The sequence below is a fragment of the Bacteroidota bacterium genome (assembly GCA_026391695.1).
GTDB lineage: Bacteria > Bacteroidota > Bacteroidia > Bacteroidales > JAGONC01 > JAPLDP01.
The window spans coordinates 57,669-79,012 of record JAPLDP010000033.1 but is presented as its reverse complement, the minus strand read 5'-3'; the positions used below and the strand labels follow the sequence as shown (position 1 = coordinate 79,012).

Sequence of the window (21,344 nt, the reverse complement as noted above, 5' to 3'; positions counted from 1 at the left end):
AACCCTCCCGCTCATTCTCGAGGTAATGAAACAATTTTCCAGGCAGAAATACTCCTGGCTTAACAATATGAATGTTACCTTTGAGGGAGCTTCCTACTCGTAAAATACGGGTGGTTGTTTACCGTGAAAATCTATGTTAATCTTATATTTGCTATACTCCAAGTAACAAAAGACTTAAAACCCTAATACAATCGCTACGCGATAAATCCCAAATACCAGGCACCAAATTGAGCGAAGCGAAGCTGAGCGAAATCCCGATCCCGTCGGGATCCCAAATAAATTCCAAATCACAAAATCCAAATTACCAAACAGTTTGAATATTGAAATTTGAAAATTGTGATTTATTTTGAGTTTGGGTTTTGGATTTTAGAATTTATAAAGCCTTTATTGTCATAATAACTGCCACAATCAGCGCCGCCACTGCCAGCAGAATGATAAACACCTTTCGTTCACCTTTGATCTTTTGTTCAAGAGCAGTGACTTTTTCTTTTGCTAATGGGTCATCAGGTTTAACTTCAAGGGCTTTTTTGTACCATGTTAATGCATGGCGGTATATTTCAATCTTATAAAAGTCATCACCGTGCTTTAGATAGTCCTGGAATATGACCTCTTCCTGGCTCGGATTAGTTGTGTCGACATTGATTTCCATGACAATGAAGTTTTAGCCAGGCCAAGATAAGTAAAATTCCAATGCAATTAGCAATGACTATTTCATTCAGGTTTTTAATAGGGATAGTCATTAAATTGTCACTAATAAAATGATTTTCAGATACAGAAAAGATTATAATTTTGATGTAATGCTCATTTTTTAAAACTAAAATGTTGTGCCGGATGACTAAAAAAATAGTTTCCATCTCCATACTCCTCATTTTGTTCATTCTGGCAATAAATGATGAAGGACATTCCCAGCAAAATAATTATGTCATTATTCCTCCCGGTGAGTCCCTTGATTCAGTCATTCGCAAGGCGGCAAATGTGGTCCCATCACCGCAGCAGTATGCCTGGCAGGAGCACGAACTCATCGCCTTTGCCCACTTTGGCATGAATACGTTTACTGACAGGGAGTGGGGCGATGGAACAGAGAGTCCGGCACTTTTCAATCTGACAGATTTCGATGCCGGCCAGTGGGTTAAGGTACTGAAAGAGGCAGGTTTCAGGATGCTTATCCTGACTGCCAAACATCACGATGGATTCTGCCTTTGGCCAAGCCAGTACACCCGGCACTCTGTTAAATATTCACCATGGAAAAATGGCAGAGGTGATGTAGTTGCTGAAGTGTCGCTGGCATGTCGTGAATATGGGCTGAAATTTGGAATTTATTTGTCGCCATGGGATAAGCATGAGCCTGCCTACGGTGATTCCCCAGTGTATAATGAATATTTCAGGAACCAGCTGACAGAGCTGCTCACCAATTATGGTGACATCACAGAAGTCTGGTTCGACGGGGCCTGTGGTGAAGGACCCAATGGCAAAAAGCAGGTGTATGACTGGCCGTCCTATTATAGGATTATCAGGAAACTCCAGCCCGGTGCAGTGATCTTTGGCATGGGACCCGATGTGCGGTGGGTGGGGACAGAGTCAGGTTTTGGCCGGGAAACCGAATGGAGCGTGATACCCGATATCCTTCATAATACTGATTCTTACAGTATAGCTGATAAACAGTTTCCGATTGATGAATTGTTCATACCTGGGGACCTAACGACCGAGGAACTCGGTAGCCGGGAGAAAATCAGAAATGCAGCATCTCTTATATGGTATCCTGCTGAAACAGATGTGTCGATAAGACCCGGATGGTTCTATCACCAAAAAGAGGATTCCCTTGTGAAATCACCTGAAAAACTGGTGGATATCTATTTCAGCTCTGTTGGGCGAAATTCAGTCCTTTTATTGAATATTCCACCTGACAATTGTGGACGTATTCATGATAGCGACATCATGAGTCTTATGGGAATGAAGAAGATACTTAACCAAACCTTTGAAAAAAATTTTGCTGCTGAAGCAACTGTCGTAGCTTCAAATGAGCGAAATGGCTTTTATTCATCGGCAATTACCGATAGTAATCCTGAGAATTACTGGACAACTGATGAAGAAGTGACCTCTGCCTCCTTGGTATTTGAATTGCGGGAAAAGCAGACTTTTAATTGTATTATGCTTCAGGAAAATATCCTGGTGGGACAAAGAATTGAAAAGTTCAACATAGATGTATGGGATGAGGAACAGTGGAATCAAATAAGCGAAGGAACAACGGTTGGATACAAACGATTACTACGTTTATCGGCAATCACAACAAACAGGGTAAGATTAAACATAGAACAGTCAAGAACAAGCCCGACACTGAAGACATTTGGATTGTACAAAACACCGGACGATGTAGAATAGCAGGATTTTAAGTTGATCCTCAGGAGAGAAATTTTTTAACCTCAAAGGTCGCAAAGGAGGCGCAGAGGGCGCAAAGTGGATGAGCGGAGCTATTTGCTTTCTCTCTTGAATCTTTGTTTGCCTTCGGGTGTCATTTTCTCACATGCATATTGAAAGATCAGCCGTGGTGACTGGTTTTTCCATTTCAAGAGGAAGGTTTCGGTTTCATCATTTCTGATCTTCCATACCTCCCGCAAAAACCAGCCCAACCCCTGGTGTACTTCCCGCTCCAGGTCGAGCATCATAGGATCAATAAAATTGAAAAAAGGTGAATAATCTTCAGTGACCTTGAGCAATTTAATCATCGACACAGGCACCGCACGCCGCTGAAATTTATTCGCGGCAGTCCGCCATCCCGACAAATCATCCAATGTAATGAGTGATTTTTTGAAGAAGAATGGTATAATCTCGCTACAGATGACATCGGTGTGTGCCCAGTTGTTTATTCCTGTCTCAAACCACTTTTCAATTTCTTTAAATGTATCATAGGTAAATTGCTTTTCGAAGCTTTTAATTAACAGGTAAGCTATGCTGACTTCTTCATATTTTGGACCTTTTACGAGTAGCCTGCAGGTTCTGATGATAAGATTATAATCTTTGCCTGTAGCTTCCAGGATAGATTTTACTTTAGTGTGTAGAAGCTCTGATGTCACACCATAAGCATTCCAGCCTTCCTTAAAATAGCGGGAATATTTTTTGACGATTACTTCATTGGTGTTGGCTTCGCAGCAGCTTATAATGTCTGCATAGAGTTGTTCAGGCGTATTCATGGTTGTCATTGTTTGTTTTCAATAGCGAAATCCACTGCTGCCTGGGCATGTATCTTCAACGTATCAAAAACGGGAAGGTCTGTGTCCTTCTGGCTGATAATTAGCGGTATCTCGGTGCAGCCCAGTATGATACCCTGGGCTCCCTGATCCTTCAGGATATTCATGATGCGAATAAACCTGGCTTTTGTCTTGTCCAGGAATATCCCTTTCAGAAGCTCATTTTCAATGGCATCCTGAATGAAGTCCCTGTCATCCCTCTCAGGAATGATGGTATTTATGCCGTGTTCCTTCAGCCGTGATGTATAAAAATCCAGTTCCATAGTTTGCCGTGTTCCAAGCAGTCCGATCTTAGTGAGTTGCTGTTGCCGGATATGAGCAGCAGTTGCTGTGGCTATATGTATCAACGGTACATTAATTTGCGTTTCGATGTCATCGGCAAAACGATGCAATGTATTGGCACACAAGATGAGACCCTGAGCACCGGCCAGGATGAGCTTATTCACCGCATCAAGGACAAGTTCATAGATCTTTGGAATATCATTCTGCCTATTGAGGGCACTGATATCACCATAATTCAGTGAATACAGGACGCATCTAGCAAATTCAAGCCCTCCCAGTTTTTTATTGACACCTTCATTGATCAGCCGGTAATATTCAACCGTTGATATATATCCTGTGCCGCCGATGAGGCCGAGAGTTTTCATGAATGATTTCTTGAGTCGTTAAAATTACAAAAACCTTTTTATAAATTTGGTCTGTCAAACTCTAATTAAAAAGAAAGTATTATGAAGTCACAATTTAATCGCCGCGATTTCATCAAAAAGGCCGCACTGGCGGGAGCCGGGCTGGCCCTCACCAACAGGATGCTGGCATCGGTTGATTTCAACAGGCTCATGGAGCCGGTCAGGTATGCTCCTGTGGGGAAACCTTTGGACAGTGTCCGTATCGGATATGTGGGTGTTGGTGGCATGGGCACAGCACATGTCGAAAATTTGTTGAAGATCAGGGGTGCTGAAGTTGTAGCTGTTTGTGATATCATTGAGGACAAGGTGAAGCATGCCCAGGGCTTAGTTGAGAAGGCCGGACAACCGCGGCCGGAGGGATACAGCGCAGGAGAGCTGGATTTTAAGCGTCTCTGCCAGCGTAATGACATCGATCTCGTTTATAATGCCACACCTTGGGAATGGCATGTGCCTGTGTGCCTTGAGGCGATGAACACGGGCAAACATGCTGCCACGGAGGTGCCGGCAGCACGCACCATCGACGAATGCTGGCAGCTTATTGAAGCCTCCGAGCAATCAGGAAAGTACTGCATCATGATGGAAAACTGCAACTACGATTCTGTCGAAATGCTGATCCTGAATATGGTTAAGAAGGGCATGTTCGGAGAGTTGCTGCATGCTGAATGCGGTTACCTTCACGATCTGCGTCCGGTTAAGTTCGACATGAAGGGGGAAGGGGTATGGCGTCGCCCCTACTCGATGAAACGCAACGGGGACCTCTATCCTACACATGGCCTCGGACCCGTGGCGCAATGCCTGGATATCAACCGCGGCAACTACTTCGATTACCTGGTGTCATTCGGATCAAAAACACGGGGACTTCATGCCTATGCCGTTGACCGGTTTGGCGCCGGCAGCCCCCAAGCACAGGAAAAGTATACGCTCAGCGATGTGGTCACCACACTTATCAGGACAATGAACGGTGAAACAATCGTCGTCACCCACAATACAAGCTCTCCCCGTCCGTATAGCAGGAATATTCTTGTCCAGGGTACAAAGGGACTGGTCAGGAAATATCCTGAACCCAAAATATATATTGAAGGTAAAAGCCCCGATGATGAATGGGAAGATATAAAAGCTTACATGAAGGAATATAAGCATCCTGTATGGCGCGAACTGGAAAAGCAAAGTAAAGGCGCCGGCCATGGAGGCATGGACTTCATCGAGGACTACCGCCTGATCAATGCCCTTTTAAAAGGAACGGAGCCTGATATGGATGTTTATGACGCCACGGTGATAAGCGCTGTAACTGATCTCAGCGAACAATCCATTGCCTCCGGTGGCGTACCAATGAAGTTTCCCGACTTCACACGGGGCATGTGGAAAACACCACGCGAATTACAGGTGATGAAATCCTGAAAATAAAATTGAACAAGGCGACAGCCACATGAAAGATGAAGATTGTTTATAATACTTGCCGGTAATATCATCTTCTTATTCTATGAATATCAATGATCCGTACAGGCTTCACCAGCCTCTGAAAATCACCTTCAGTCGTTCCTTTATATATTTTCCTGACGACGTCCATCCCTTCGATGACTTTACCAAAAGCGGCGAAGCCAAAGCCATCAGGGTTGCGTTTTCCGCCGAAGTCGAGTGCGGGCTGGTCGCCGACACAAATGAAGAACTCACTGGTGGCAGTGCCGGGGCCATAACGGGCCATGGAAATAACACCGTCTTTGTGAAGGATGCCAGTCACATTGGTGGATTCATGCAAAATCGGAGGGAGGCTGTCAACATTCATCTTCTCATCCAACCCGCCCTGTATCACATCAATACTCACGGGATTTGTCGTGTTATCAGGCCTGACAACGCGGTAAAAGGTGATATCCTTATATAAACCGTCATCAACATACTTGAGGAAGTTGATGACCGTAACAGGCGCTGCATCCTTGTATAGCTCAACTTTGATATTGCCGGTTTCTGTTCCGATGATGACGCGTGGATTATTGGTCTGGCAGGAGAATAAAGTAATATTAATCATTAAAATCAATGCTGCTTTTAAAAGGAGTTGTGATCTTTTCATAAATGTAAATCTTAAAACCTTATTTGTCACGATAATGCAATCATAAGTATCGCCAGTATAGCCATTACAACACCTATCCAGTTTTTTAATCTAAGCTGCTCTTTAAATACAAAATATCCGACGAGTGCCGATATCACCACAACGCCGACATTATATAACGGTATAAACCATGACACATCAAATACCTTCAATCCTCTCAGGAAACATATCGTCGACCACCAGTTAAGCAAGCCAAGCGTGATGCCGCCTATGATATCTTTGAGCTCGAATTTCCATCCTCCCTGCCGTGATTTGAATGTCAGCATGACAATAGCCAGGACCAATGCCGTAAAAAAAACCGTTGACAGAAACAGCACAAACTCTTCACCTAAATGATAATACTGAGTGAATTTAATCAGGAGGTCGCTGGTGCCGCTGACCAGGAAAAGCAGCAGAGGCAAGTAAATATATTGCCCTGGATGGCCCGGATGATCACTTTTTGCGAAGATGAAGTAAAAGGAACAGAGAGCGATGAGGATACCGGTAACCTTTAAAGCAGGCGCAGGATCATGAAACAATATAAATCCGAAGGTGACAGGAATGACGACCGACATGCGGCTGGCAATAGCTGTCACTGCGACGCCGGCATGCCTCACCGACAAGGCAAAGAGATTAAATCCGATGATAAAAGCCACACCGATGACCAATGCAAACGGAAACCATTCTTTACCGGGTAAAGAGATGACCGAGAATATACCGGCCTGCGATATATACCCATAACCTGCTGCGATGATATAATTTATGGCAATAGCCCGCACAATGTTGACCTTGTATTGTTCAAACAGCCGGAATGTGATGATGATTCCGGTCGAAGCCAATAATGCGAATACAAGGTACATCATACTTTGCGTCCTCTGCGCCTCCTTTGCGAACTTTGCGGTTAAAAAAGGTTAATGGTTCTGAACCCGATCCCGATTTTCATCGGGATGAAGTCCCTATAAATATTTCATATAGAATGCAATATGCTTTGCAGCTATGGCATCCCAGCAAAACTTCTTTGTGATCAGCTCACTGGCTGCTAAACCAATTCTCTTCCGGAGCGTATCGTCTTTAAGCAACCGTATCATAGCCCCTGCAAACTCTGTGGCATTCTTCGGGTCGACCAGCAATCCCGTCACTCCGTTTCGGATGACATTCCGGATGCCGCCAAATTTTGATGCCACCACTGCTTTTCCGCAAGCCATGGCTTCAGAGGTTGTCATGCCAAATGGTTCGAACAGCGATGGGAGAACAAAGACCTGCGCTTTCTGATAATAGGGAGCCATCATTTCATCGGGAACATAGCCGATGATCTGGACCCTGCCGGCCATGTCTTTCTCCTGAATGATCCCCTGTATCATGGAAAAAACCTCCATCTCACGTGATTTAGGGCTCGGCGATCCGCCACCTATGACCAAATGAATATCATTGATCTCTTTTCTCACCAGGTCAAAGGCATGCAGCAGCATATCATGGCCTTTGGTGTTGTCGATACGGCTCAGGTAGTAGACATATTTTTCAGGTAACCCGGTTTTTATCTCCAGGTCATGACCAGAAGGAAGATGATACTTCCCGATATCAACACCGGGAGGAATGACAGTGATATTATCATCAAAATAATTATAGAGTTCTTTCAGCTTATCATGCTGTAATTCGGATGTCACCGTATGGGCATTGGCGGTCCGGAATATTTCCGTTTCCGCTTTTATACGGTGTATGAAGTTATATTTTATCTCCATTTCCTTAGGATTGCCACCCATTTCTTCACGCTTCCATGCCCCGAGGGAGTGGGCAGTGAAAAAAGAGGGCTTTTGCTCCGACCTGGCAATATCCATCATGACAATACCGGCATCCACATAATGTGCATGGTAAAGATCATAGTTCAGGTCATTTTTCCGTATGAACGCTTTCATATTAGATGAAAGCTGTGGCAGGACATCATAAATGACCTCCTTGGGCAGGAATTCCCATCCGCCAGCATTGATCCTTATCACCCTCACAGCAGGATATCTCGGCACGGGATCAATCCGCTTTTTTTCTCGTTCAAACCATCGCGTATAAATATCAACTGCGTATCCCTGGCGTGAGAGGGCTTTGGCAAGCTCTATCACGTAAACGACCTGGCCGCCGGTATCGGTGCGGCCAAGCTGTGGCACAGGATCAAAATACCCATGTGTGCTCAGCATGCAGATGTTCGTGATTGTTTTTTTCACCGGTTCATATTTTTTATGGCTTCAAACTCTTTTGTTATGATAATATCAGCCAGCAGCTTATGTTTTGAAATAATTTTATGCTCAATTTTAAGAACCTGTTCAAGGAATGCATCTTGTTTTTCCCGGTTCCGTAACTGGCGGGCTGTACGTGCGTCAGTTAAATCACGATCGATGAATATTTTTATATCGGCACCCTCCAGTAATGTCGTATATGTGCCGTCGATGATCAGTACTCTGTATTCCTCCAGCTTGACCTCTTCGCTATCGATCCTGTCTTCACTGAAAATAACCAGTGGTTTGATAATCGACACAGCCCCATCAGAGAAGGATTTGATGTGCGTTTCGAGGAGATCCAGCCTGACCTCCTGTGGTCCTACCCATCTGATGTTCTCCAGCCTTTTGGCTGCATTGGTCCTGGGTGGATAGACAAAATAATCGTCCTGTTGAATGACAGTAGTTTTAATAAGCAGACCATTTAATTTGGTGGCTATGGAAGCGGAAATTTCAGATTTCCCTGCTCCTGATTCGCCGGCAACAGTTATGACCAGTTTCTGTCTTGAATCTTTGATGCCGGGCAATATATATTCGACACACTGCCTGGCAGCCTGATGATGGTTGTCAGTGATGATCAGAATATCACCTTTCATAATGCGCAGAGATGAGAATTTTGTGACCTCTTTCAATCAAAGTTACAATATTTATTTACTTTAGTCACATGAAAAAAAATCAGGCAACCGTCGGATATTTATTCAGAAGATATAAAGAGATTCTGTTAACAGTTTACGACAACCGGGAGAGCGAAAGTCTTCGTTATCTTCTATTCGAAGAGTATGCAGGGCTATCCAGGGTAAAGCTCATGGCTGAACCCGGATTGGTCATTGACGCTGACATACAATCATCTATTGAGAAGGCCATCAACCTTTTAATGGAACGTGTGCCGGTTCAATACATCATTGGCAGGGCACAATTTTATGGGATGGAATTCTTTGTGAATGAACATGTTCTCATTCCCCGTCCTGAAACAGAGGAGTTGGTCGAATGGATAATCCATAATCTCAGGCTGGAAAAGGAACGCACTGAAAGCCATAAACCTTTGAAAATCCTTGATATTGGCACCGGCAGCGGATGTATAGCCATCTCTCTTAAAAAACATCTTGAGAATGTTCACGTCACCGGAACCGACATTTTCAGTATGATCCTCAGCACAGCCCGCAAGAATGCCCGGCATAACACGGTGAAAGTCACTTTCAGAAATCATAACATTTTGATGTGGGATCATCTTAAAGATTTGGGGATGTTTGATGTGGTGGTCAGCAATCCTCCATATATCACTCTTGCTGAACAAAAGTTCATGAAGGAGAATATCCTGCATTATGAGCCCTGGCTATCACTTTTTGTCGATGATTCCCATCCCCTGATATTTTATGATGCTATTGCCGGATTTGCCAGGCAGCACCTGAATCCTGCAGGTAGGATATTCCTTGAGATCAACGAGAGTAAAGGGAAGGATGTCGTTGATCTTCTTAAAGGCTATAGCTATAATGATATTGAATTAAGAAAAGACCTTAACGGGAAGGACCGGATGGTTTGTGCTGCGGAATAATGGCATGGAACCGCTATTTTTTCAGGTAGATCTCAATCAATCCTTCCGGGGCATCGACAGTGACGTGCTTTTTTGCATGGTCGATTTCCACGATGATCTCTTCGACTGCCGGTATGAGGATTTCCTTTTTTTTATACACGATGCTGAAAAGTGTCTGCTCAGGCAGATGGATGAGGCTGTGGATGATCCCTATATCTCCGAGTCTTTTATCGGAGATGCTATAGCCAACGACGTCAGTAATGATATATCCCTCATTTTTTAATGGGGATAATGTTTTCGACGGCAGGTACAATTCCCTGTTCTGCAGGTTGCGTGCCTGTTCCAATGAATCGATATCATCAAGTTTTACAATGGCGGTATGGCCGTCACGCAACGTCATTTCGTGGATGTAAAAAGGAACCAGTTCATCATCCATGTCTATAAAAACATACTCTATATTGATGAATTTCTCAATATCGTCAACATGCAGAAGGAAAATCATTTCACCCTGGTAACCTGTCGTTTTCAGTATTCTGCCGACGCAGAGGCAATCATTTTTATCATAACGATGAACAGGAGTCATACAGCCATGCTGTCATTTTACTTCACTTTCTTCAGTAGCTTCCGGTTCTGTTGTTTCAACGGATTTGACCTCTTCAGCCGGCTCTGTCTCAGTTGTGGTTTCAGCGACAGGCTGTGCTGTGACTTCGAGGTCTTTTACTTCCGGCTGCGGTGGCTCGACCACCTGTGGTTCTTCTACATGTGCTTCGGCGACGGGCGGTGGTGTGTATTCCAGATCCCTTATTTCTGGCTGCGGTGGCTCAACCACCTGCGGTTCTTCTGCACGTGCTTCGGCTTCGGCTTCTATTTCGGCAGCACGTTTTTTAGCAATTTCAATTTCACGGGCTTCTTTGATTTTAACTTCCGACTGAAGCCGGTGTTTATGTGATTCTTTTTTACCCATTTCATGTGCTTTGACTTTGGCGCTTATTTTTACCTCCTTGGCTGTCAGCCATTCGCTTAAGCGATTGTCGGCCTGTGCCTGGGTTAACGCTCCCTTTTGAACGCCCTTTTGCAGGTGATACTTATAAAGGATGCCTTTATAAGATAATATCGCCCTCACAGTGTCAGTTGGCTGAACACCCTTTTGCAGACAGTCCAGCGCCCTATCGAAGTCGATTTGGATATCAGCCGGAACTGTCAATGGATTGTAAGTGCCGATTTTTTCGATAAACCTCCCATCACGTGGTGCACGACCATCCGCAATGACAATATGGTAAAAGGGCATGCCCTTCTTACCACGTCTCTGTAACCTCATTTTTGCTGGCATAATACGTAATCAATTAACAGTTAACAATTAATAATTTATAATACATTATTGTAGTTGCTTGAATATCTGGGATAAAACCCATTTATTTAAACGGGCTGCAAAGGTCGGATTATTTTCTGAAAATAAAAAGAAAAATATTGAATTTCAAAACGCAGGTTGTGTTTCAAATTTTATCAACATTCCATTATCCCTATTCTCTTTTATTTAATTTTACCATGCCGGATGATATATTTTCCCATCTATTTACAATCGACATAAAATGCCAGATTTTACTCATTTACACGTACATACACAATACTCGATACTGGATGGTGCTGCCAGCATCAAGGGATTGCTCTCGAGGGCAAAAGAATTCGATATGAAGGCATTGGCCATCACAGACCATGGTAACTTATACGGGGTTCTTAACTTTTGCGTGAAAGCCAGAGAACAGGGCATTAAACCTATCATCGGTTGTGAGATGTACGTGGCAAGGAGGGGATGCCAGAACAGATCAGGCAAAGTTGACAGAAGCGGTTATCACCTCATTCTGCTGGCCAGGAATCTGACAGGTTATAAAAATCTTTCCAGGCTGAGTTCGCTCGGATACAAGAGGGAGAATTTTTACTATACACCGCGCATTGACAAGGATTTACTCCGGCAGTACCACGAGGGGCTCATTGCCAGCTCAGCCTGCCTGGGAGGAGAGATAGCTTCAGCCATCCTGGAACAGGATGAACATAAAGCAGAAAATGCCCTGAAGGAATATATCGATATTTTCGGCGGGGATTTCTATCTGGAATTGATGGATCATGGCTTGCCGGAGCAAAAAACCGTTAATACCGCCCTCATCAGGTTGGCTAAAAAACATGGCGTCAAAGTAATTGCCACCAATGATGTTCATTTCATTCACTCCGAAGATTTCGAAGCCCATCATATACTCATCTGCCTGAATACCGGCAAGGATGCCGATTCGGAGGATAGCATGCATTATACCGGTAATGAATTCCTCAGGTCATCTGATGAGATGGCTGAGCTGTTTCGTGATATGCCGGAAGCTCTGGCCAACACGATGGAAGTCGTGGGAAAAATTGAAAATTTCGACATCACCACCGACAAGGTCATTCTGCCAAGGTTTCCATTACCACCTGATTTCAAAACACAAGATGAGTACCTGCGTCATCTGACGTATGAAGGTGCCAGAAAACGTTATGCGGTTGTTACCGAAGAGATCAAACAGCGCCTGGATTTTGAGCTCGAGGTGATCAGCAAGATGGATTACCCGGGATATTTTCTGATTGTCCAGGATTTTATCAATGCTGCCCGTGAGAGAGGCGTCATCGTCGGGCCCGGCAGGGGCTCTGCTGCCGGATCGGCAGTGGCCTTCTGTACCGGCATCACCAACATCGACCCCATTAAGTATAACCTTCTTTTTGAACGGTTTCTCAATCCCGAAAGGGTTTCCATGCCTGATATCGACATTGATTTTGATGACGAAGGACGGGAACAGGTGCTGAAATATGTCGTCGGCAAATATGGTGAGGAGAAGGTGGCTCAGATCGTCACTTTTGGCACTATGGCCGCCAGGCTGGCCATAAGGGATGTCGGCCGCGTCCTTAAATTGCCACTTGATGAAACCGACCGCCTGGCCAAGCTGGTGCCCGATAAGCCCGGCACATCCCTCAACAGGGCATACAGGGAAGTGCCGGAGCTGGAAAACATCAAAAGGAATGGCCCTGAGCTGGCACGAAAAACACTGGTGTTCGCCGAGATCCTTGAAGGCTCTACACGTCATACAGGCACACATGCCTGCGGTGTCATCATCGGACCTGATAATCTCATGGAATATATCCCGCTGGCCACAGCCAAAGACTCCTCCCTTATGGTTACCCAGTATGAAGGGAAAATGGTTGAACAGGTCGGCATGCTGAAGATGGACTTCCTCGGTCTGAAAACACTGTCGATCATCAGGGATGCGGTCGATAATGTATATAAGCGGCATGGCATCAGGATAGATATTGAAAACCTTGCACTCAACGATAAAAAGACATTTGAACTGTACCAGCACGGTGAGACCATAGGTACCTTCCAATTTGAATCGGACGGTATGAGAGGATACCTGAGGGAATTAAAGCCCACCGATTTTGAGGACCTTATTGCCATGAATGCTTTATACCGCCCGGGGCCCATGGAGTTTATCAAAAATTATATCCGCCGGAAATATAATATCGAAAAAACTGTATATCCCCATCCTTTGCTGGAGGGTATTTTAAAGCCGACTTATGGCATCATGGTTTACCAGGAGCAGATCATGCAGGCAGCCCAGGTCATCGCCGGTTTCAGCCTGGCCAAAGCCGACCTGTTGCGGCGTGCCATGGGCAAGAAACAGAAGGATGTCATGGAACAGCAGAGAGCCGACTTTGTCGAGGGCGCCTCTCACAAAGGTATCGATGAGCAGAAAGCATCGGAAGTGTTCAGCATCATACAGGAATTTGCCAACTATGGGTTTAACCGGTCGCATTCGGCAGCATACTCGGTAATAGCCTATCAAACAGCTTATCTGAAGGCGCATTACCCTGCCGAATATATGGCTGCTGTTCTTACCCATAACCTGAGTGATATCAAAAAAATAACCTATTTCATTGATGAGTGCAAACGGCAGCAAATATCTGTTTTAGGCCCAGATATCAATGAAAGTGATATGAAATTCGTCGTCAACAAAAAGGGTGAGATACGTTTTGGGCTGGCAGCCATAAAAGGTATCGGCGAAACAGCGGTAGAGCACATCATTGAGGAACGCGATAAAAACGGACCTTTCAGCGACATTTTTGACCTGGCCCTGCGCGTCAACCTGCGTTCCGTGAATAAACGTTGTATTGAGGCCCTGGCCAAGGCAGGAGCTTTCGACAGCTTCGCAGGGACACACAGGGCACAGTATTTCTTTCATGAGGACGGCGAGGAAACGACGTTTCTTGAAAAGGTCATCCGCCATGCCGCTGACTTTCAGTACAAGCAGAATTCATCGCAGGTGTCCCTGTTCGGCGAAGATGTCGCTGTCAGCGGGCCTTCCATCCAACTGCCATCCTGTGAGCCATGGACAAAAATGGATATTATCAAGAATGAAAAAGAGGTGACAGGCTTTTATATGTCAGGTCATCCACTGGATGATTTCAGAGTCGAAATCCACAACTTCTGCAATGTCGAAATAGCTGATTTTAAGGACAAACTGCCGGAATTCAAATCCAGGGGAGAGCTGTCATTTTGCGGCATCGTCACTGAGGTTACACAACGCACCTCACAGAAAGGCAACCCATTCGGCATATTTATTATCGAAGACTATAATGATTCAATAAAGCTTCACCTGTTCTCTGAAGATTATCTCAAAATGAAGCATCTGCTGGTTCCAGGCACGGCATTGCTGGCTAAGACGAAGATAGAACCGCGTTATGACTCGGAAACACTGCTCGGAATAAGAACCAGCAGCCTTTACTTGCTCTCTGAGGTGCTCGACAGGTTCACTAACCAGGTGACACTCCTCCTCAACCTTTCCGAAATCACCAGTGAACGCATAGACCAGATTTCGGAGCTGATAAAAAAACATAAGGGCAAATGCCCGTTAAAATTCCTTATCACCGATCCGGATGAAAACCTTAGTGTGGAAATGCTATCACCAAAGCTGAAAATCCTGGTGTCGGATTTCATAAGCGAGATCAGGCAAATGCCGGAGTTCAGCTTCAAGATTAATTAAGTATAGAGAAAGTCTGTCTTGATTGAGCGATTGCCGATGGCCTATTGAACGATGGCCGATTGAACTTTGCTACCAGCAACGTAGTTGCGACAATAAATAGTTAGCAATCCATGATAAAAATTGTTCAATACGATTAATTAAATGCATATTTTTGGGCAAATCTTGACATTAAAACCTTGCGTTATGGCTTTAGAAATTACGGATGCGAATTTCGACGATATGATTTTAAAATCCGGGAAACCCGCTATTGTCGATGTGTGGGCAGTATGGTGTGGGCCATGCCGGATGGTGGCTCCCATCATCGAAGATATTGCTAAGGAATATGAAGGGCGCATCGTCGTCGGGAAACTCGACGTAGATAATAATCCGGCGGTTACAGCCAAATACGGCATAAGAAATATCCCCACCATTTTATTTTTCAAGAATGGAGAAATCGTCGATAGGCAGGTTGGCGCCGTTCCCAAAACCGCACTGGTGGCAAAACTTGAAAAATATCTTTAATAGTCATTGATTTGGAATATTCCATCGATCAAAACCGGCTTCAGCCTTATGGCCATCTGGAATTCATTGCAGGCCAGGTTGTGGAAGGATTCATCGTCGGCCTTCATAAAAGCCCCTTTCATGGTTTTTCGGTTGAGTTTGCCGAACACAGGCAATACAATGCCGGGGAATCGATAAAACATATCGACTGGAAACTTTATGGCCGCACCGACAGGCTGTATACCAAACGCTTTGAGGAAGAAACAAACCTCCGCTGCCAGTTCATCATCGACAACTCTTCATCAATGTACTTTCCTGTCAAAGAAAATCTTTCAATAGATAATCCCAACAAGATCACCTTCAGCATATACGCCGTTGCCGCACTAATGCATATGCTGAAGAAACAGCGCGACGCAGCCGGACTGAGCATCTTTTCCGATACGATTGAGATGCATACCCTGGCAAAATCCAGCTCCGTGCACTATAAATACCTCATCACGGAACTGGAAAAAATGCTGAAGCCCATTGCACTGACGACACATAAAAATACCTTTGCAACAGCCTCTCTGCATGAAATAGCCGATAGGATACATAAACGTTCCCTGGTAATTATTTTCAGCGACATGATGGAAAGCCGCAGCAATGCCGATGAACTTTTTTCTGCACTGCAGCACCTGAAATACAACAAACATGAAGTGATCCTGTTCCATGTCATGGATAAAAATAAAGAACTCGATTTCGACTTCGACAACAGACCCTATAAGTTTATCGACATGGAAACAGGCGAGGAAATTAAAATTTTACCTCATGAGGTTAAGGAGCAATATGTCAGTACATTGAGTAAATTCAAAAATGAGCTCAAGCTGCGTTGTGGCAAGTATCATATCGACTTTGTTGAAGCTGACATTAACCGTGGATTTAACCAGATTCTGCTGCCGTATTTGCTGAAGAGGGAGAAGATGTATTGATGGGTTGCAGGCTCAGGTTACAGGTTGCAGGTTGAGCGAGGCGAAGCCGAGCGAAATCCCTACGCAGTCGGGATCATAGGTTGCAAGTTGCAGGTTACAGGTTGAGCGAAGCGAAATCCCGACGCAGTGGGGATTATATTTATCTGGTTTTTTACTACATTTGCCCTTTCTATTATTTAAATATTGATCATTGATCCTTGATCATTGTTAATTGAAAATCATTCATGCTGATTCCGCCGAAATACGATCCATCCCACACTGAAGACAAATGGTATGCATACTGGATGGAAAATGGATTTTTCAGGTCCGTTCCTGATGAGAGGGAACCGTATACCATTGTGATACCTCCACCGAATGTGACAGGCGTACTGCATATGGGTCACATCCTGAATAATACGATTCAGGATATTTTAGTCCGTCGTGCCAGGATGCAGGGGAAAAATGCATTATGGCTCCCGGGCACCGACCATGCCTCCATTGCTACCGAGGCAAAGGTTGTGGCTAAGCTCAGTGAAGCCGGCATTGACAAGTCATCCATCACACGAGAGGAATTCCTGCGGCATGCATGGGAGTGGAAGGAAAAGCATGGCGGTATTATCCTGGAGCAACTTAAGAAGCTTGGCGCTTCCTGCGACTGGTCCAGGACGCGTTTTACCATGGATGAAGGCATGTATGAGTCTGTCATCCAGGTGTTCATTGACCTGTATGACAAAGGATTGGTGTACCGTGGTGTCCGCATGGTCAACTGGGATCCCAAAGCGCTGACAGCCCTGTCGGATGAAGAGGTCATCTATAAAGAGGTGAATTCCAAATTGTATTATGTACGTTACAAGATCGAAGGAACGGATGATGGATGGGTCACCATTGCCACCACACGTCCTGAGACTATACTTGGTGACACGGCAGTATGCATGAATCCTGCAGATAAACGGTATAAACGCTTGGCCGGCAAACGTGTTCTTGTTCCACTCATAAACCGCTCCATTCCGGTCATATTTGATGATTATGTCGACATGGAATTTGGCACCGGATGCCTGAAGATCACACCGGCACACGACATTAACGACTATACCATCGGGCTGAAATATAATCTCGAAACTATCGACATCTTTAATGATGACGGTACCCTGAGCCCTGCGGCACTTTTGTATGTCGGAGGAGATCGCTTTGACGTTCGGGAAAAGATCTCGGCGGAACTGGCTGAGAAAGGTTACATGGTCAAGATCGAAGACTATGTGAACAAAGTTGGATATTCTGAAAGAACGGATGCTGCCATTGAACCCAAGCTGTCGCTGCAGTGGTTCCTTAAAATGCCGGCACTGGCAAAACCTGCCCTTGATGTGGTCAACAACGACGTGGTGAAATTCCATCCTGCCAAGTTTAAAAATACATACCGTCACTGGATGGAGAATGTCCGTGACTGGTGCATATCACGGCAGTTATGGTGGGGGCACAGAATACCGGCATGGTATCTGCCCAACAGGGAGGTCGTGGTTGCTATTAACAGGGAAGAAGCTTACAGGATAGCGAAAGAACGATTCAAGATTAACGGATTGAAGATTGACGATTTAAAGCAGGATGAAGATGTACTCGATACATGGTTTTCATCGTGGTTGTGGCCCATTTCGGTTTTTGATGGCATACGGTACCCTGACAATCCTGACATTAAATATTATTATCCGACAAATGAACTCGTCACCGCGCCGGAAATACTCTTCTTCTGGGTGGCACGCATGATCATGGCAGGATTGGAATACCGGAAAGATATACCCTTCCATAATGTCTACCTCACCGGCATCGTGCGTGATAAGCTTGGCCGCAAGATGTCGAAGTCGCTGGGTAACTCACCCGACCCCATTGAACTGATGGGCAAATATGGCGCCGATGGCGTGCGCGTCGGCATGCTGTTCACCTCACCTGCAGGCAACGACCTGCCCTTTGATGAGGTGCTGTGCGAACAGGGACGTAATTTCAGCAATAAGATATGGAATGCCTTACGGCTGTTGAAAGGATGGACGGTTGACGAACAAATTAAACAACCACAATCCTCCAGGATTTCAATAGCCTGGTTTGAAGCGCGCCTGAATGAGTCCATCGGGATCATTGACGAACAGTACCGGAAATACCGGATTTCGGAAGCTCTGATGTCGGTGTACAAACTTATATGGGATGACTTCTGCTCTTGGTATCTGGAGATGATCAAGCCGGAATATGGCAAAGCCATCGATAAGGTTACTTTTAATGTTACTGTCGCCTTCTTTGAGAAGCTCATGCAACTGTTACATCCCTTCATGCCCTTTATCACCGAGGAGATATGGCACATGTTACGTGAGAGGAAGCAGAAGGAGTGCATCATCATATCGCGGATGCCTGAGAAAAAGAGGTACAGTCACAAAACCCTCATGAAATTTGACTTTGCGAAAGATGTGATCGTCGCGATCCGGAACGTCCGTAAAGAAAAGAATATTCCTGTAAGAGAAGCAATAGAATTGTCGGTTAAAAAGAATTTCGACGAAGAGCCCGATACAACGTTCGACAGTGTCGCTGTCAAATTATGCAATTTGTCAGGGGTAAATTATGTGGATGAAAAAGTTGAGCATGCATTGACCTTTATGGTCCGTTCCACAGAGTTCTATATTCCTCTGACCAGCTCGGTGGATGTTGAGGCAGAGATCAAAAAGCTGGAGGATGAATTAGCGTATATGCAGGGCTTTCTGAATACAGTGATGAAAAAGCTTGGCAATGAGCGTTTCGTAGCCGGCGCACCGAAGAATGTTGTTGACATGGAGCTAAAGAAAAAAGCCGATGCCGAGGCAAAGATCAGGGTGGTAGAGGATCAGTTGGCGATGCTGAGGAGGAAATGACCATTCGCACCTCGCTATTAGTTCGGTAATCAATTCTACTGCATAAACACATACTGTATGATATTGGCTCCCATCTGAAGCGCTTTCAGGCGTGTCTCTTCCGAGTCCTTATGGACAGCCTGGTCTTCCCATCCATCGCCAAGGTCGCATTCATAGGTATAAAAGCACACCAGCCGTCCTTCCCATATCAGTCCGAAACCCTGCGGGGGCTTGCCATCATGCTCATGAATTTTTGGCAACCCGTTTTTAAATTCGAACTTCTGGTGATAAATAGGGAAATCAAATGGCAGCTCAACGATATCCAGTTCCGGGAATATCTTTTTAATCTGAGGGCGGATGTACTGATCAAGGCCGTAGTTGTCATCAATGTGCAAGAAACCCCCTGCGATAAGGTACTTTCTAAGGTTCCGGGCTTCTTCCTCAGTAAAGACGACATTTCCATGGCCGGTCATATGGATAAAGGGGTAGTTAAAGATATCCGGGTCACCGGGCTCCACGGTGGCATAGTCGCCGTTAATCCGTGTGCCAAGATTTTTATTGCAAAAGTCAATGAGATTGGTCAGGGATGTGGGATTGGCGTACCAGTCGCCGCCGCCTTTGTATTTCAGAAGGGCTATTTGAATTGATGGCTGGGCGACGAGGCTTGTGAATCCGAAAAAAGCTGCTATTATGATTAAGAACTGGTATTTCATTTTTCTAAGTTTAACCGCAAAGGACGCAAAGGAGGCGCAGAGGACGCAAAAGAGGCGCAAAGGACGCAAAAGAGGCGCAAAGGGCGCAAAGTTACAGATTATTTGCAAGGCTTTTGATACAGGTTTTTAAACAGGTCATTTATTTATGACCACCCTCTCCAGTTCTTCAAGAGATTTCCCCTTGGTTTCGACAAGGAATTTTTTAAAGAAGAAGAAGCTCACCAGAGTGGCCACAGCATAAAATATAAAAACAACGCCTGTCCCAATAGTACCTGCTATGACGGGGAAAAGGAAAGTTAGCAGCGCATTAAAGAACCAATGCGAGAATGAGCCGATAGCTGATCCCCGTGCCCTGATGTTATTGGGGAACATCTCGGAGAGCAGCACCCAGATGACTGCGCCCTGTGAGGCGGCAAAGAACCCGATGAAACCGATCAGCATGATGAGCAGCAGATATCCACCGATATTACCGGAAATGAAAGCATATGAGAATAAACCAAGGAAGATGGCCATGCCGATAGCACCGGTCAGCAAGAGCTTTTTTCGTCCGATCCTATCGATGATGGTCATCGCAACAAGAGTAAATATCAGGTTGGTACATCCTATGAGTACGGTTTGACCGATGGCTGAACCTGTTGAGAAGCCGGCCGACCGGAAGATATCCGTTGCATAATACATGATGATGTTTATACCGGTGAACTGATTGAACATGCCCACGGCAATGCCGATGAGTATAAGCTTCAGATAGGGTTTTTTAAAGAGGTAGATGCTTTTATTCATTACCTCGCTATTGATCGAATCGTGTATTTCACTAATGGTTCGTTCACAATCGGCTTCAGCATTCACTTCTTTCAAAACTCTCCGGGCTTCTTCGATCCTGCCTGTTTTAACCAGCCACCTGGGGCTGCGGCTGACAAAAAATAACAGGATAAAAAAGGCTATGGCAGGTACTGCTCCTGCAAGGAACATCCATCTCCAGTTATTTGGTCCTGTGTTCAATAACAGATAATCCGAAAAGAAAGCCACAAGGATACCGATGACAATAGCCAGCTGAAACGTGATGGCCAGCCGCCCCCTCTGATGAGGAGGAGCTATCTCCGATATATACATGGGTGAGAGCACGGATGATCCGCCAATAGCCAGTCCGCCAATAAATCGGAAAATGACAAAAACCGTCAGGTTATTGGCAAGCCCTGTTCCGATGGCTGAGATAAGAAATAAAACAGCCAGGATCCGTAACATATATCTCCTTCCGAAAATATCACCGGGCCGTCCGATAAATAAGGCACCCATAATGCATCCGATGAGTGCCGAACTGACAGCCCACCCCTTCATGGCTTCCGTGAGCCCGAAATGCGTTGTAAAAAAAGGTAATGCGCCGTTGATAACAGCTGTGTCGAAACCAAAAAGCAATCCTCCAAGGGCTGCGATAAAAGTGTAAATCAGCAATGCGCGCTTCATAATTTGATTTTAT

At 45.1% G+C, this 21,344-nt stretch carries 18 protein-coding genes; 7 read left to right on the top strand and 11 right to left on the bottom strand.

Going from position 1 to position 21,344, the window contains the following annotated elements; genetic code table 11:
* Positions 1-373 precede the first annotated feature (373 nt).
* Positions 374-649 (bottom strand): hypothetical protein, encoded by a 276-nt coding sequence (locus NT175_04110; protein ID MCX6233895.1) that lies wholly within the window; start codon positions 647-649, stop codon positions 374-376.
* Positions 650-831: 182 nt separating this feature from the next.
* On the opposite strand from NT175_04110, the gene NT175_04105 reads away from it, so the two are divergent.
* Positions 832-2,379, top strand: a complete 1,548-nt coding sequence (locus NT175_04105; protein ID MCX6233894.1) for an alpha-L-fucosidase — start codon at positions 832-834, stop codon at positions 2,377-2,379.
* Between the two features lie 89 nt (positions 2,380-2,468).
* Here NT175_04105 and NT175_04100 read toward each other — a convergent pair whose 3' ends face one another.
* Complete coding sequence (locus tag NT175_04100) at positions 2,469-3,197, bottom strand: DNA alkylation repair protein (GenBank protein ID MCX6233893.1); 729 nt, start codon at positions 3,195-3,197, stop codon at positions 2,469-2,471.
* On the bottom strand, positions 3,194-3,892 hold the full coding sequence (locus NT175_04095) for an aspartate/glutamate racemase family protein (protein MCX6233892.1): 699 nt from the start codon (positions 3,890-3,892) through the stop codon (positions 3,194-3,196). Before NT175_04095 ends, NT175_04100 begins: the two co-directional genes overlap by 4 nt.
* An 81-nt stretch (positions 3,893-3,973) precedes the next feature.
* Here NT175_04095 and NT175_04090 point away from each other — a divergent pair, with 81 nt between their 5' ends.
* Positions 3,974-5,329 carry a Gfo/Idh/MocA family oxidoreductase gene (locus NT175_04090; protein MCX6233891.1) on the top strand — a complete coding sequence of 452 codons (1,356 nt, stop codon included), beginning with the start codon at positions 3,974-3,976 and terminating at the stop codon, positions 5,327-5,329.
* A 67-nt stretch (positions 5,330-5,396) separates the two neighbouring features.
* Here NT175_04090 and NT175_04085 read toward each other — a convergent pair whose 3' ends face one another.
* From NT175_04085 to NT175_04070, 4 genes are all read right to left on the bottom strand, one after another.
* On the bottom strand, positions 5,397-5,996 hold the full coding sequence (locus tag NT175_04085) for a peptidylprolyl isomerase (GenBank protein ID MCX6233890.1): 600 nt from the start codon (positions 5,994-5,996) through the stop codon (positions 5,397-5,399).
* Positions 5,997-6,022: 26 nt separating this feature from the next.
* On the bottom strand, positions 6,023-6,877 hold the full coding sequence (locus tag NT175_04080; protein ID MCX6233889.1) for a hypothetical protein: 855 nt from the start codon (positions 6,875-6,877) through the stop codon (positions 6,023-6,025).
* 93 nt (positions 6,878-6,970) lie between these two features.
* Positions 6,971-8,227, bottom strand: coding sequence for a glycosyltransferase (locus NT175_04075; protein MCX6233888.1), 1,257 nt, complete (start codon positions 8,225-8,227; stop codon positions 6,971-6,973).
* A complete protein-coding gene (locus NT175_04070) occupies positions 8,224-8,874 on the bottom strand; it encodes a hypothetical protein (protein ID MCX6233887.1) in 651 nt (216 codons plus the stop codon). Before NT175_04070 ends, NT175_04075 begins: the two co-directional genes overlap by 4 nt.
* Positions 8,875-8,942: 68 nt before the next feature.
* On the opposite strand from NT175_04070, the gene prmC reads away from it, so the two are divergent.
* Positions 8,943-9,830: a peptide chain release factor N(5)-glutamine methyltransferase gene (gene prmC, locus NT175_04065; GenBank protein ID MCX6233886.1), complete on the top strand. Its 888-nt coding sequence runs from the start codon at positions 8,943-8,945 to the stop codon at positions 9,828-9,830.
* Between the two features lie 13 nt (positions 9,831-9,843).
* Here prmC and rimM read toward each other — a convergent pair whose 3' ends face one another.
* Together rimM and NT175_04055 are read right to left on the bottom strand one after the other, a co-directional pair.
* On the bottom strand, positions 9,844-10,392 hold the full coding sequence (gene rimM, locus NT175_04060) for a ribosome maturation factor RimM (protein MCX6233885.1): 549 nt from the start codon (positions 10,390-10,392) through the stop codon (positions 9,844-9,846).
* Between the two features lie 12 nt (positions 10,393-10,404).
* On the bottom strand, positions 10,405-11,139 hold the full coding sequence (locus NT175_04055; protein ID MCX6233884.1) for a 30S ribosomal protein S16: 735 nt from the start codon (positions 11,137-11,139) through the stop codon (positions 10,405-10,407).
* A 259-nt stretch (positions 11,140-11,398) separates the two neighbouring features.
* On the opposite strand from NT175_04055, the gene dnaE reads away from it, so the two are divergent.
* The 4 genes from dnaE (at position 11,399) to NT175_04035 (ending at position 19,178) form a co-directional block, all read left to right on the top strand.
* Positions 11,399-14,866, top strand: a complete 3,468-nt coding sequence (dnaE, locus tag NT175_04050; GenBank protein ID MCX6233883.1) for a DNA polymerase III subunit alpha — start codon at positions 11,399-11,401, stop codon at positions 14,864-14,866.
* A 183-nt stretch (positions 14,867-15,049) separates the two neighbouring features.
* Positions 15,050-15,367: a thioredoxin gene (gene trxA / locus NT175_04045; protein ID MCX6233882.1), complete on the top strand. Its 318-nt coding sequence runs from the start codon at positions 15,050-15,052 to the stop codon at positions 15,365-15,367.
* 11 nt (positions 15,368-15,378) lie between these two features.
* The gene (locus NT175_04040) at positions 15,379-16,314 is read left to right on the top strand and encodes a DUF58 domain-containing protein (protein MCX6233881.1); all 936 of its coding nucleotides are present in this window, start codon (positions 15,379-15,381) and stop codon (positions 16,312-16,314) included.
* Positions 16,315-16,538: 224 nt separating this feature from the next.
* The gene (locus NT175_04035) at positions 16,539-19,178 is read left to right on the top strand and encodes a valine--tRNA ligase (protein MCX6233880.1); all 2,640 of its coding nucleotides are present in this window, start codon (positions 16,539-16,541) and stop codon (positions 19,176-19,178) included.
* Positions 19,179-19,213: 35 nt separating this feature from the next.
* Here NT175_04035 and NT175_04030 read toward each other — a convergent pair whose 3' ends face one another.
* Positions 19,214-19,870: a DUF4159 domain-containing protein gene (locus NT175_04030; GenBank protein MCX6233879.1), complete on the bottom strand. Its 657-nt coding sequence runs from the start codon at positions 19,868-19,870 to the stop codon at positions 19,214-19,216.
* 135 nt (positions 19,871-20,005) lie between these two features.
* Positions 20,006-21,331, bottom strand: a complete 1,326-nt coding sequence (locus NT175_04025) for a sugar porter family MFS transporter (GenBank protein MCX6233878.1) — start codon at positions 21,329-21,331, stop codon at positions 20,006-20,008.
* Positions 21,332-21,344 lie beyond the last annotated feature (13 nt).

What these genes read in the sequence shown, in the direction of transcription:
- NT175_04110 (MCX6233895.1), bottom strand. Translation starts at nt 649, where the DNA reads ATGGAAATCAATGTCGACACAACTAATCCGAGCCAGGAAGAGGTCATA.
- NT175_04105 (MCX6233894.1), top strand. Translation starts at nt 832, where the DNA reads ATGACTAAAAAAATAGTTTCCATCTCCATACTCCTCATTTTGTTCATT.
- NT175_04100 (MCX6233893.1), bottom strand. Translation starts at nt 3,197, where the DNA reads ATGACAACCATGAATACGCCTGAACAACTCTATGCAGACATTATAAGC.
- NT175_04095 (MCX6233892.1), bottom strand. Translation starts at nt 3,892, where the DNA reads ATGAAAACTCTCGGCCTCATCGGCGGCACAGGATATATATCAACGGTT.
- NT175_04090 (MCX6233891.1), top strand. Translation starts at nt 3,974, where the DNA reads ATGAAGTCACAATTTAATCGCCGCGATTTCATCAAAAAGGCCGCACTG.
- NT175_04085 (MCX6233890.1), bottom strand. Translation starts at nt 5,996, where the DNA reads ATGAAAAGATCACAACTCCTTTTAAAAGCAGCATTGATTTTAATGATT.
- NT175_04080 (MCX6233889.1), bottom strand. Translation starts at nt 6,877, where the DNA reads ATGATGTACCTTGTATTCGCATTATTGGCTTCGACCGGAATCATCATC.
- NT175_04070 (MCX6233887.1), bottom strand. Translation starts at nt 8,874, where the DNA reads ATGAAAGGTGATATTCTGATCATCACTGACAACCATCATCAGGCTGCC.
- prmC (MCX6233886.1), top strand. Translation starts at nt 8,943, where the DNA reads ATGAAAAAAAATCAGGCAACCGTCGGATATTTATTCAGAAGATATAAA.
- rimM (MCX6233885.1), bottom strand. Translation starts at nt 10,392, where the DNA reads ATGACTCCTGTTCATCGTTATGATAAAAATGATTGCCTCTGCGTCGGC.
- NT175_04055 (MCX6233884.1), bottom strand. Translation starts at nt 11,139, where the DNA reads ATGCCAGCAAAAATGAGGTTACAGAGACGTGGTAAGAAGGGCATGCCC.
- dnaE (MCX6233883.1), top strand. Translation starts at nt 11,399, where the DNA reads ATGCCAGATTTTACTCATTTACACGTACATACACAATACTCGATACTG.
- trxA (MCX6233882.1), top strand. Translation starts at nt 15,050, where the DNA reads ATGGCTTTAGAAATTACGGATGCGAATTTCGACGATATGATTTTAAAA.
- NT175_04035 (MCX6233880.1), top strand. Translation starts at nt 16,539, where the DNA reads ATGCTGATTCCGCCGAAATACGATCCATCCCACACTGAAGACAAATGG.
- NT175_04030 (MCX6233879.1), bottom strand. Translation starts at nt 19,870, where the DNA reads ATGAAATACCAGTTCTTAATCATAATAGCAGCTTTTTTCGGATTCACA.
- NT175_04025 (MCX6233878.1), bottom strand. Translation starts at nt 21,331, where the DNA reads ATGAAGCGCGCATTGCTGATTTACACTTTTATCGCAGCCCTTGGAGGA.